A 12,230-nucleotide genomic window follows, 5' to 3' on the forward strand; every position below is an offset into this window, starting at 1 on the left:
GCATCTTGCGCTGCCCGCCGCGGGCGCCTGAATGCCGGGATCGTGCGGGTGTGCTTTGACGTTCGCCGCGGGTGCGTGAGAGGCGGGTGGGGCGGATGGCCTGCGCTGCTGGCCGCGGGCGCCCCGGGATCGTGTGGGGGTGTTTCGTCGTACGTCGCGGGTGCCTGAATCCCAGGACCGCGCGGGTCCCTTCGACGTTCGCCGCGGGTGCGTGAGAGGCGGGTGGCCTGCGCTGCTCGCCGTGGGCACCTGAATGCCGGGCTCGCGCGGGTGTCATTCGTTGTCCGCCGCGGGCGTTTGAGTGCCGGCTCAGGGGAGGTGCCCTCCGTGGTTCGCCGCAGGGGCCCGCATGCCGGAACCGAGCGCATGCCTTTTGCTGTCTGCTGCGGGCGTCTGAGTGCCGGGCCAGGGGAGGTGCGCTGCTTTGTCCACGGCAGGGCCCTGAGTACCGGAACCGCACGCCTTCTGTTGTTCGCCGCAGGCGTCTGCATGCCGGAGCCGTGCGGATTCCTCCGGTGTCCGCCGCGGGCGTCTGAGTGCCGGGTCAGGGGGTGCCCTGCCTTGTCCACCGCAGGGGCCTGCATGCCGGAACCGAGCGCATGCCCTCCGCTGTTCGCCGCGGGCTCCTGAATACCGGAACCGCGCCGATATCCTCCGGTGTCTGCCGCAGGCGCCTGAGAACCAGGATGGCGCGAGTGCCCTCTGCTACTCACCCCCGGCGTCTGAACCTCCGCTGCTACGACCCGAGTTGGGTCCGCAGCCACTCCTCCACCTCGCCGACGTGCGATGCCGCCGCGGCCCGGGCGGCCTCCGGGTCGCGGGCCACCAGCGCCCGGTGGATGGCGGCGTGTTCGCGGCGGGTGCGGGCGAAGGCGCCCTCCTCCTGGTAGCCGCGCCAGACCCGGGCGCGGAACGTTCTGGACGACAGGCCCTCCAGGATCGCGGCCATGGTGTCGTTGCCCGCGGCGGCGGCGATCTCGCGGTGGAAGGCAAGGTCGTGGGCGAGGATCTCCTCGGGGTCGTCGGTGGCATTCATCGCCGTGAGGTGCTTCTCCACCTCGGCCAGCTGGTCCGGGGTGATGCGGGCGGCGGCCAGGGCCGTCGCCGTCGACTCCAGGATGCGCCGGACCTCCAGCAGTTCCACCAGGCGCGGGCCGCGGGAGAGGTCGGCGACGACACCGAAGGTCTCCAGCAGGTCGCCGGCCTCCAGCTGGGTGACGTAGATGCCCGAACCGTGCCGCGCCTCCAGCACGCCCAGCACCGTGAGCGCGCGGATCGCCTCACGCATCGAGCTGCGGGAGATGCCCAGCTGGACCGCGAGATCGCGCTCGGTGGGCAGCCGCTGGCCCGGCTCCAGCCGGCCCTCGCGGATCAACGCCTTGATGGAGTCGATGGCGCGCTGCGTCACGGTGCCCTTCTGCGGAGCCGTCTCGTCCACGCCAATCCTCCACTCACCGGGTGCGCCGCAGTCTAACCGCTCATGTGGTCCGACCACTACGACGGAAATCCAGGAAAAACTGCCACTGCGGGGTGTTGTTTCGGGGAAGTGGTCTGATAAATATGCGGTCATCTGCTCGGACACGCTCAATGAGGAGCCACCAAATGCTCGGCAGGACAGTGGGGATACGCGGCAGGTTGCGGATGGTCGGTGCGGTGACCGCGGTCACGAGTGCCGCCCTCGTGCTGACCGCATGCGGCAGCACCAAGGACACCGGCGCGAGCAGCGCCGGCGGCAGCAGTGGCACCGGCAAGGTGGGGGTGATCCTGCCCCTGCTGACCTCGCCGTTCTGGCAGTCGTACAACGACTACGTGCCGAAGATGGCGAAGTCCGAAGGCGTCGACGCGCTGAAGACGGTCAACTCCAACAGCGACCCCTCGCAGCAGATCACCGACATCAACAACGAGCTGAACCAGGGCGTCAAGGGCCTGGTCGTCGCCCCGCTCGACAGCGCCGCCATCGAGGCCGGCCTCGACCAGGCCGATCGCAAGGGCGTACCGGTCGTCGCCGTCGACGTGGCGCCCGACAAGGGCAAGGTCGCGATGGTCGTACGTGCCGACAACGTCGCGTACGGCGAGAAGGCCTGCGAATACCTCGGGGCGCACATCACCAGCGGCAAGGTCGTGCAGATCATGGGCGACCTGGCGTCCGTCAACGGCCGTGACCGGTCTGAGGCGTTCAGGGACTGCGTCAAGAAGAAGTACCCGAAGCTGAAGGTCCTGGAGATCCCCGCCAAGTGGGAGTCCGACACGGCGGCCTCCAAGCTCGACACGCTCCTCAACGCCAACCCGGACATCAAGGGCATCTACATGCAGGCGGGCGGCGTCTACCTCGCGCCCACCCTCCAGACCCTCAAGTCCAAGGGCATGCTGAAGACGGCGGGCCAGGCCGGGCACATCACGATCGTCTCGAACGACGGCATCCCGCAGGAGTTCGACGCGATCCGCAAGGGCGAGATCGACGCCACCGTCTCCCAACCGGCCGACGCCTACGCCAAGTACGGCATGTACTACATCAAGGCCGCGATGGCGGGGAAGACCTTCAAGCCCGGCCCCACCGACCACGACTCCACGATCGTCAAGCTGCCCAGCGGCATCCTGGAGGACCAGCTGCCCGCGCCCCTGGTCACCAAGGACAACGTCGACGATCCCAAGCTCTGGGGCAACACGGTCAAATGAGCAGCCCACTGACCACTCCGCTGGTGGAGGCGACGGGAATCGTCAAGCGGTACGGCCCCACCGTCGCCCTCGCCGACGGTCAACTGACCGTGCTGCCGGGCGAGTCCCACGCTCTCGTCGGCCGCAACGGCGCCGGCAAGTCCACCCTCGTCACCGTCCTCACCGGACTTCAGGCCCCCGACGAGGGCACGGTCCGCTTCGACGGCGAGCCCGCACCCCCGCTCTCCGACCGTGACGCCTGGCGCGCCAAAGTGGCCTGCGTCTATCAACGGCCCACCGTGGTACCGGAGTTGACGGTCGCCGAGAACCTCTTCATCAACCGTCAGCCGACCTCCCGCGGTGGAGTCATCAGCTGGCGCAGGCTCAGGACGGAAGCCGCCGAACTCCTCGACACCTGGGACGTGCACGTCGACCCCGAGGCGCGCACCGCCGACCTCAAGGTCGAGGACCGCCAAATGGTGGAGATCGCCCGGGCGTTGAGTTTCGGCGCCCGGTTCATCGTCCTCGACGAACCGACCGCGCAACTCGACAACCGGGAGATCGAGCGGCTCTTCACCCGCATGCGGGCGCTCCAGGAGTCCGGTGTCACCTTCCTGTTCATCTCGCACCACCTTCAGGAGGTGTACGAGGTGTGCCAGACCGTCACCGTTTTGCGCGACGCCCGCTGGATCACCACCGCACCGGTCGCCGACCTCCCGCGCCGCGCCCTGGTGGAGGCCATGGCGGGCGAGTCGATCGCCGAACTGGAGGTGCAGCTCCGGGAGTTGGACGACGCGGCACCCGTCCTCCTCGACGCACGAGGGCTCACCTCCGAGTCGTACGAGAACGTCGACCTCACCGTCCGCCGCGGCGAGGTCGTCGGACTCGCCGGCTCCAGCGGCAGCGGCAAGATCGAGCTGGCCGAGTCCTTCACCGGGCTGTACACACCGACCGGCGGAACCGCCCAACTCGACGGCGAGAAGCTGCCGTTCGGGGATGTGCAGGCCGCGTTGAAAGCCGGTGTCGGCTGCGTCCCGCGTGACCGCCATGGCCAAGGTCTGGTCTTCGGCATGTCCATCGGGGACAACGCCACCATGACGGTCATGGACCGGCTCGGCCGCTTCGGCTTCGTCGGCACCGACCGCAAGCGCGGCTTCGCGACGGAACTGATCGACCGACTCGACATCCACGCCGAGGGCCCCGACCAGCCTGTCTCCGACCTCTCCGGCGGCAACGCGCAGAAGGTCGTCATGGCCCGCGCCCTCGCCTCCGACCCGAGGCTGCTGGTCCTCATCAACCCCACCGCGGGCGTCGACGTGAAGTCCAAGGAGTCACTGCTCGCCCGCATGGACAGCGCCCGTGACGACGGCACCGCCGTGCTCGTCGTCTCCGACGAACTCGACGACCTGCGGCGCTGCGACCGCGTCCTCGTCCTCTTCCACGGCCGCGTCGTCGCCGAGCACCCGGCGGGCTGGCGCGACCACGAGCTGATCGCCTCCATCGAAGGAGTGGACCATGGCTGACACCAAGGCGGCCCCGCCGCTCGCCGCCCCACGCGCCGCCGGGGCGGCCTCGGCCCGCACGGTCCTGCTCCGCCGGGCCCGCGAACTCGCCCTCGTACCAGCCCTGTTGGTACTCCTGGTGCTCGGCGCGATCGTCAACGACTCGTTCCTCACCGAACGGAACCTGATCTCCATCCTCGGTGCCTCCGCCGCGCTCGCGATGGTGGTCCTCGCCGAGTCGCTGATCCTCATCACCGGCAAGATCGACCTCTCACTGGAGTCGGTGGTCGGCATCGCGCCCGCGATCGGCGCCCTGCTGGTCCTGCCGTCCGCCGAGTCCGGCTGGGGCACGGAATGGTCGGCACCGCTCGCCCTCGTCGCGATCCTCGTCGTCGGCGGGATCATCGGCGCCTTCAACGGCATCCTCGTGGTGAAGTTCAAGCTCAACGCCTTCATCGTCACCCTCGCCATGCTGATCGTGCTGCGCGGTCTGCTGGTCGGCGCCACCAAGGGCAAGACGCTGTTCGGGATGCCCGACTCCTTCTTCACCCTGGCCACCAGCACCTTCCTGAGCGTCCCCATGTCGGTGTGGCTGGCCGCGGTCTGCTTCGCGGTCGCCGGGTTCGTGCTGAAGTACCACCGCGTCGGGCGCGCCCTGTACGCGATCGGCGGCAACCAGGAGGCGGCCCGCGCGGCCGGTATCCGTGTCGACCGGATGCTCCTCGGGGTCTCCGTCGTCGCCGGCGTCCTCGCTTCGGTGGGCGGGATCATGCAGACCGGCTACGTCGGCGCGATCAGCGCCAACCAGGGCAACAACATGATCTTCACCGTGATGGCGGCAGCGGTCATCGGCGGCATCAGCCTCGACGGCGGCAAGGGCACCATGTTCGGCGCCCTGACCGGCGTACTCCTCCTTGGAGTTGTGCAGAACCTGCTCACCCTCGCCCAGGTCCCGTCCTTCTGGATCCAGGCCATCTACGGCGGGATCATCCTGGTCGCCCTCATGATCGCCCGCGTCACCACCGGCCGCGCCCAGGACTGACCCCTCCGGCACCCGCACGGCACCGGATCCCTGTACCCGACCGAAAGGCCCTCCGTGTCACCGATCCCCGCCCGCGTCACCGCGGTCGACACCTACGACATCCGTTTTCCCACCTCGCGCGAACTCGACGGTTCCGACGCGATGAACCCGGACCCCGACTACTCGGCCGCCTACGTCGTCCTGCGCACCGACGCGGCCGACGGGCACGAGGGGCACGGATTCAGCTTCACCATCGGGCGGGGCAACGAAGTCCAGGTCGCCGCGATCCACGCGCTGCGGGACCATGTGATCGGCCGGTCCGTCGACGAACTGTGCGCGGACCCGGGGACGTTGAACCGCGACCTGATCGGCGACAGCCAACTCCGCTGGCTGGGGCCCGAGAAGGGCGTGATGCACATGGCGATCGGCGCCGTGATCAACGCGGCCTGGGACCTCGCCGCCAAGCGCGCGGGCAAGCCCCTGTGGCAGCTCCTCGCCGACGCCGACCCCGAATGGCTGGTCCGCCAGATCGACTTCCGCTACATCACGGACGCGCTCACCCCGGACGAGGCCCTGGACATCCTGCGGCGCGGCAGGGCGGGCGCCGAGGACCGCCGAACTCGCCTTCTGGAGCAGGGTTTTCCCGCCTACACCACCTCCGCCGGCTGGCTCGGCTACGACGACGAGAAGCTCACCCGGCTCGCCGTGCGGGCCGTCCAGGACGGGTTCCGGCAGATCAAGCTGAAGGTCGGCGCCGACCTCGACGACGACATCCGGCGTTGCCGCGTGGCCCGTTCGGCCGTCGGCCCCGACATCCGGATGGCGATCGACGCCAACCAGCGCTGGAACGTGGACGAGGCGATCCGCTGGACCAAGGCCCTCGCCGAGTTCGACCCGTACTGGATCGAGGAACCCACCAGCCCCGACGACGTCCTGGGCCATGCCGCCATCCGTGCCGCCGTGACCCCGGTGAAGGTCGCGACCGGCGAACACGTCCAGAACCGCGTGGTGTTCAAGCAGCTGCTCCAGGCAGGCGCCCTCGACATCCTCCAGATAGACGCGGCCCGCGTCGGCGGAGTCAACGAGAACCTCGCGATCCTGCTGCTCGCCGCCAAGTTCGGCGTCCCCGTCTGCCCGCACGCGGGCGGCGTCGGACTGTGCGAACTCGTCCAGCACCTCTCGATGTTCGACTACCTCGCCGTGTCCGGCACCACCGACGACCGGGTCATCGAGTACGTCGATCATCTGCACGACCACTTCCTCGATCCGGTGGTGATCCGCGAGGGTCACTACATGGCACCCACCACGCCCGGCTTCTCGGCCACCATGCGGCCCGAGTCGATCGCGCGCTACACCTTCCCCGGCGGCACCTTCTGGGCCGCCGACCTCGACAGCCAGAAGGGACACGCGGCATGACCGACTTCGAGGGGCTCAAGGCCCTGGTCACCGGTGGCGCCTCCGGAATCGGACGCGCCACCGCCGACCTCCTCGCCGAGCGCGGCGCCCAGGTCGCCGTCCTCGACCTGGACCCGAGCGGTGTCGAGAAGCCGCTGCTCGGCTACCGCGCCGACGTCACCGACGACGCCTCCGTACGACAGGCCGTCGCGTCTGCCGTCGCCGACCTGGGCGGACTCGACATCGTCGTGAACAACGCGGGGATCGGCGCCCAGGGCACCGTCGAGGACAACGACGACGACGAGTGGCACCGCGTCCTGAACGTCAACGTCGTCGGCATGGTCCGCGTCGCCCGCGCCGCGCTCCCGCATCTGCGCGAGTCGTCCCACGCCGCGATCGTCAACACCTGCTCCATCGCCGCCACCGCCGGCCTTCCCCAACGCGCCCTTTACAGCGCCACCAAGGGCGCCGTGCAGTCCCTCACCCTGGCCATGGCCGCCGACCACCTCCGCGAGGGCGTCCGCGTCAACTGCGTCAACCCCGGTACGGCGGACACCCCTTGGGTCGGACGCCTCCTCGACTCGGCGTCCGAGCCGGCCGCCGAACGCGCCGCCCTGGCCGCCCGCCAGCCCTCCGGCCGACTCGTCTCGGCGGCCGAAGTCGCGGGCGCCATCGCCTACTTGGCGAGCCCGCTGTCCGGCGCCACCACCGGCACCGCGCTCGCCGTGGACGGCGGTATGCAGGGTCTGCGACTGAGGCCGGTGGGCCAGTGAGCACCCTCGGCAACAGCGGAGTCGAGGTCAGCGGACTGGCCTTCGGCGGCGCCGCGATCGCCAACCTGTACTCGGAGGTGAGCGACGCCCAGGCACACCGGGCCGTCAACGCCGCCTGGCAGCAGGGCATCCGCTACTTCGACACCGCACCGCACTACGGCCTGGGTCTCTCCGAACGCCGCCTCGGCGGCGCGCTGCGCGCACACCCGCGCGCGTCGTACGCGATCTCCACCAAGGTCGGCCGCCGCCTCGAACCCGTGGAGACGGTGACCGGCGACGACCTCGCCAACGGCTTCGCCGTGCCCGCCACCAGCCGCCGCGTCTGGGACTTCACCGCCGACGGGATCCGGCGCACCCTGGACGCCAGCCTGGAACGGCTCGGCCTCGACCACATCGACGTCGTCTACCTCCACGACCCCGACGACCACGCCGAACAGGCCTTCCGCGAGGGCTATCCGGCCCTGGAGAAACTCCGCGCCGAGGGCGTCGTCGGCGCCGTCGGCGCGGGCATGAACCAGGCCGAGATGCTCACCCGCTTCATCCAGGACACGGACGTCGACGTGGTCCTCTGCGCCGGGCGCTACACCCTGCTCGACCAGAGCGCCCTCACCGAACTGCTCCCGTCCGCCGTCGCACGCGGCAAGTCGGTCGTCATCGGGGGCGCCTTCAACTCCGGCCTCCTGGCTGACCCGAAGCCGGACGCGACCTACAACTACGCGCAGGCACCTGCCGAGTTGCTGGACCGGGCGCTCCGTATGAAGGAAGCGGCCGAGCGGCACGGCACGACCCTGCGCGCCGCCGCCCTGGCGTTCTGCGCCGCGCACCCGGCCGTGGCGAGCGTCCTCGTCGGCGCCCGCTCGGAAGCCGAAGTACGGGACTGCGCCCGGAAGTTCGCCGCCCCGGTGCCCGCCGGGTTCTGGGAGGAACTGCGGTACACCGGCCTCCTGCCCGCCGACGCCCCCGTCCCCACCGAGGAAACCGCCGAGGAAGCCACCGAGGAACCCTCTCAGGAGCCGTCATGAGAGTGGCACTGCACACCAAGGTGCGCGCCGACCGCGTCGCCGCCTACGAGAGCGCCCACCGCGAGGTCCCCAAGGAACTCACCGCCGCGATCCGTGCCGCCGGCGCCACCTCCTGGACGATCTGGCGCAGCGGCACCGACCTCTTCCACGTCCTGGAGTGCGACGACTACGCCCGCCTGCTGGCCGAGCTGGACCAGCTCCCGGTGAACGTCGCCTGGCAGGCCCGCATGGCCCAACTCCTCGACGTGGTGCACGACTACACGAGCGACGGCGCCGAGGCCGGCCTGCCCGTCGTATGGGAGCTGCCATGACCGTCGACGCCCACCACCACGTCTGGGACCTCTCCGTCCGCGACCAGGACTGGATCACCGGCCCCGAACTCCAGCCGATCCGCCGCGACTTCACCGTCACCGACCTCGAACCCGAGGCGCGGGCGGCAGGCGTCGACCGAACCGTCCTGGTCCAGACGATCACCGTCGCCGAGGAGACCCCGGAGTTCCTCACCCTTGCCGACACGCACGACCTGATCGCCGGAGTCGTCGGCTGGACCGACCTCACCCGCTCCGACATCACCGACGAACTGGCCCGGTTGCGCGAACTCCCGGGCGGCCACTACCTCAAGGGCATCCGCCACCAGGTACAGGGCGAGCCCGACCCGAACTGGCTGCTGCGCCCCGACGTACGCCGGGGTCTCACCGCAGTGGCCGACGCGGGACTCGTCTACGACCTGCTGGTGCTGCCCCACCAGTTCCCGGCCAGTGTCCAGGCAGCCGCATCCCTGCCCCAACTCACGCTCGTCCTGGACCACATGGGCAAACCGCCCATCGCCTCGGGCCGGCTGGAGCCGTGGGAGACGGCCCTCCGCTCCCTCGCCGCGCTCCCCAACACCCACTGCAAACTGTCCGGCCTGGTCACGGAGGCCGACTGGAAGACCTGGAGCGCACAGGACCTGCGCCCCTACACGGACGTAGCACTCGACGCCTTCGGGCCGGACCGGCTGATGTTCGGCTCCGACTGGCCGGTGTGCACCTTGGCGGCGACCTACGGCGAAGTCGCCGCCGCTGCGGGTGAGTTGACCGACGGCCTCAGTGCGGCGGAACGCGACGAGGTCTTCGAAGGCACGGCAACCCGCGTCTACGGCCTCTGAACCACCTGCGCCAGCCTTGTCGGCGGCAGATACTCCCGCACGAACGTCCGCTCCCAGCACGCGCCCGTCTCCCTCAACTCCCGCCAGGTCGTGTAGCGGTAGCGGAAGAGACGGGCCCGGACGTAGCGCGGAGGCGTGTCCGGCGGGAACGGGGAGCGGCGCAGCAGTCGTAGCGTGTCCCGGTCGTTCTCCAGGAGCCGTTCCACCAGGGCGCCGAACCACGGCTCGGCGTAGCCGGGGGAGAGCGCCGCGAACCACATCATCCAGTCCAGCCGCAGATGGTACGGCGCGAACTGGCGTGGCCAGTGGTGCGGTTCACCCGGCTTGCCCCTGAACTCGTACTCCCGCCAGTCGGAGTCCTCGCGCGGGACGGCGTCCGTCGTGCCCTCGACCACCACCTCGTGCCGGATGCGGCCGACGTTGCCGAACGCGCCGTAGGTGTTGACCAGATGGAGCGGGTCGAAGGAACGGTTCATGACCTGGTGGCGGGAGACCATGTTGCGGACCGGACGGCGGCTGAGCCACAGCAGCAGGGCGGCGACGGCCAGGACCACGGCCTCGTACCAGACGGGCGGCGGGCCGGGGACGGACGACGGCGCTGTGTGCGGGAGGCGGATCGCCGAGAGGGCCAGCGCGATGGTGATCCAGTTCAGCCAGGAGAAGTTGCCGGACAGGACCAGCCACAGCTGAGTGGCGATCATCAGGGACGCGGCGGCCGTGGCGATCGGCTGCGGGGTGAACAGCAGGACGGGCACGACGAGTTGGGTGAGGTGGTTGGCGGCGACCTCGATCCGGTGCAGGGGGCGGGGGAGGTGGTGGAAGAACCAGCTCAGCGGGCCCGGCATCGGCTGTGTCTCGTGATGGAAGTCCAGGCAGGTGAGCTTCCGCCAGCACGCGTCGCCGCGCAGCTTGATCAGGCCCGCGCCGAACTCGACCCGGAACAGGACCCAGCGCAGCAGGAACAGCACCACGACCGGTGGCGCCACCTCGTCGTTGCCGAGGAGGACGGCCAGGAAACCCACCTCAAGCAGCAGCGACTCCCAGCCGAACGCGTACCAGGTCTGGCCGACGTTGACGATCGACAGATACAGCGCCCACGGCACCAGCCACATCACCATCCCGCCCCAGAGCGGAAGTTGGGAGTCGAGCCCGGCGGCCAGTGCCGCCGACACCGCGCAGCCGGTCCACGCGCAGACCGCGAAGAAGCGGTCCGAATAGTGGAGTTGGAAGACGCTCGGGGCCCGCCGGAACGGCACGCGGTCGAGGAGACGGGGGACCGGCAGCATGCCGCGCTCGCCGATCAGCGCACGGAACTGCAGCGCCGCCGTGAGGAACGCGACCAGATAGACACCGGCCAGGGCCCGCTGGAAGACCAGCCGGCTCAGCCAGTAGTCGGGTGCGGTGAACCATCCCACGACCGTGCGCTCCTCCCACCATCGTCACACCCCCGTCGACCGTCACTCTGTGTCTTCCACGCCTCCGGTTGCGTAACCCAAGCGGGTGAAGCAGACAATAGTGGCGAATCACCCGGCTTGAGGCGGGAGAACACGGTGCGCACATCCACCGGAACCATCGCCACGGCCTGCGCGCTCTCGGCGGCGCTCCTCGTCGCCGGCTGCGGCGGCGACGGCGCCAAGGGCATGAAGCCGAGCGGCAAGGGCACGAGGTCGAGCGGCGAGGTCTTCCTGCAGCCCGTCGCGGCGCAGGGCCCCGACCCCTTCACGGACTCCACGGCCACCGCGCCGAGCACCCCACCACGGGTCACGCGAACGCCGCAGCCGACGCAGACGGTCTCGACACCCCCGCCGACCACCTCCCCGTCCGTCGGCCGCACCCGGACCGTCTCAGGCGCCACACCCGGCCTCTACGGCGGCACCGCGCGGGCCGGCAGCTGCGATGTCGAGCGGCAGATCGCCTATCTCACCCGGGACCAGGCCAAGGCCGGTGCCTTCGCACAGGCCGAGGGGATCTCCCGGAACGCGATTCCCGGCTATCTGCGCGGGCTGACCTCGGTCGTGCTGCGTGCCGACACCCAGGTCACCAACCACGGGTTCCGTGACGCGCGGGTGACCGGATTCCAGTCGGTCCTCCAGACCGGTACGGCCGTCCTCGTCGACAACCGGGGCGTGCCCCGCGTCCGCTGCGCCTGCGGCAACCCGCTCAAGGCCGGGGTGGCGGGCGGGAGTGCCGGCAACAGCGGTCGGCCCTGGTCCGGGTACCGGCCCGCCGAGGTGGTCGTGGTGACACCGGCGCCGCAGGTGATCACCCACATCACGATCATCAACGTCGTCGACAACACCTGGATCGAACGGCCCCTCGGTCATCGCGGGCCCCACCACGACCACGTCGTACCGCCGCCGCACCACGTGCCGCCGACACGGCCGGGCACCACGCAGGCCCCGCACGGAAGCACGCCTCCGCGCCCGCACGGAAGCACCTCTCCGCGCCCGCACGGCAGCGATGCCGGCACCCCGTCCGGCGGGGCAAGCACTCCGGCCAGTGGGACGAGCACCTCGCCGAGCCCTTCGTCGAGCGCCTCGCCGGGCCGGTCGCCGGACTCCTTGCCGAGCGACTCCCCGAGCCTCTCGCCGGGCACCTCCCCGAGCGACGAGAGCACGTCCCCCGGTGACGGCCGGAGCCCCGCCCCGGACAAGTCCACCACCGGCTGCGCGACCCCGACCGTCACGGTCACCCCGGGCACGGCCGGCGGCGCGG

At 70.4% G+C, this 12,230-nt stretch carries 11 protein-coding genes; 9 read left to right on the forward strand and 2 right to left on the reverse strand.

Annotation, left to right across the window (positions count from 1 at the left end):
- Nucleotides 1-736: 736 nt before the first annotated feature.
- Nucleotides 737-1,438, reverse strand: a complete 702-nt coding sequence (locus tag R6V09_RS32315; protein ID WP_317885006.1) for a FadR/GntR family transcriptional regulator — start codon at nucleotides 1,436-1,438, stop codon at nucleotides 737-739.
- Nucleotides 1,439-1,602: 164 nt separating this feature from the next.
- Here R6V09_RS32315 and R6V09_RS32320 point away from each other — a divergent pair, with 164 nt between their 5' ends.
- Genes R6V09_RS32320 through R6V09_RS32355 form a run of 8 tightly spaced genes read left to right on the forward strand, consistent with a single transcriptional unit; the run spans nucleotide 1,603 to nucleotide 9,515 of the window.
- Nucleotides 1,603-2,676, forward strand: a complete 1,074-nt coding sequence (locus tag R6V09_RS32320; RefSeq protein WP_317885007.1) for a sugar ABC transporter substrate-binding protein — start codon at nucleotides 1,603-1,605, stop codon at nucleotides 2,674-2,676.
- The gene (locus R6V09_RS32325; RefSeq protein ID WP_317885008.1) at nucleotides 2,673-4,178 is read left to right on the forward strand and encodes a sugar ABC transporter ATP-binding protein; all 1,506 of its coding nucleotides are present in this window, start codon (nucleotides 2,673-2,675) and stop codon (nucleotides 4,176-4,178) included. The genes R6V09_RS32320 and R6V09_RS32325 overlap by 4 nt, the downstream gene beginning before the upstream one ends.
- Nucleotides 4,171-5,199: an ABC transporter permease gene (locus R6V09_RS32330; RefSeq protein ID WP_317885009.1), complete on the forward strand. Its 1,029-nt coding sequence runs from the start codon at nucleotides 4,171-4,173 to the stop codon at nucleotides 5,197-5,199. Before R6V09_RS32325 ends, R6V09_RS32330 begins: the two co-directional genes overlap by 8 nt.
- A gap of 54 nt (nucleotides 5,200-5,253) precedes the next feature.
- The gene (locus R6V09_RS32335) at nucleotides 5,254-6,594 is read left to right on the forward strand and encodes an L-fuconate dehydratase (protein WP_317885010.1); all 1,341 of its coding nucleotides are present in this window, start codon (nucleotides 5,254-5,256) and stop codon (nucleotides 6,592-6,594) included.
- Nucleotides 6,591-7,346: an SDR family NAD(P)-dependent oxidoreductase gene (locus R6V09_RS32340; RefSeq protein WP_317885011.1), complete on the forward strand. Its 756-nt coding sequence runs from the start codon at nucleotides 6,591-6,593 to the stop codon at nucleotides 7,344-7,346. The genes R6V09_RS32335 and R6V09_RS32340 overlap by 4 nt, the downstream gene beginning before the upstream one ends.
- Entirely contained in the window at nucleotides 7,343-8,368 is a 1,026-nt protein-coding gene (locus R6V09_RS32345; protein ID WP_317885012.1) for an aldo/keto reductase, read from the forward strand. Before R6V09_RS32340 ends, R6V09_RS32345 begins: the two co-directional genes overlap by 4 nt.
- Entirely contained in the window at nucleotides 8,365-8,679 is a 315-nt protein-coding gene (locus R6V09_RS32350; RefSeq protein ID WP_317885013.1) for an L-rhamnose mutarotase, read from the forward strand. Before R6V09_RS32345 ends, R6V09_RS32350 begins: the two co-directional genes overlap by 4 nt.
- Nucleotides 8,676-9,515: an amidohydrolase family protein gene (locus R6V09_RS32355; RefSeq protein ID WP_317885014.1), complete on the forward strand. Its 840-nt coding sequence runs from the start codon at nucleotides 8,676-8,678 to the stop codon at nucleotides 9,513-9,515. The genes R6V09_RS32350 and R6V09_RS32355 overlap by 4 nt, the downstream gene beginning before the upstream one ends.
- Here the strand turns inward: R6V09_RS32355 and R6V09_RS32360 are convergent.
- Nucleotides 9,503-10,930 carry a lipase maturation factor family protein gene (locus R6V09_RS32360; protein ID WP_317885015.1) on the reverse strand — a complete coding sequence of 476 codons (1,428 nt, stop codon included), beginning with the start codon at nucleotides 10,928-10,930 and terminating at the stop codon, nucleotides 9,503-9,505. The two genes, R6V09_RS32355 and R6V09_RS32360, sit on opposite strands and share 13 nt — an antisense overlap.
- A 135-nt stretch (nucleotides 10,931-11,065) precedes the next feature.
- On the opposite strand from R6V09_RS32360, the gene R6V09_RS32365 reads away from it, so the two are divergent.
- On the forward strand, nucleotides 11,066-12,230 hold a 1,165-nt coding region (locus tag R6V09_RS32365; protein ID WP_317885016.1), incomplete at its 3' end, for a DUF6777 domain-containing protein.

It is taken from the genome of Streptomyces sp. W16, assembly GCF_033194735.1.
Classification (GTDB): Bacteria; Actinomycetota; Actinomycetes; order Streptomycetales; family Streptomycetaceae; genus Streptomyces.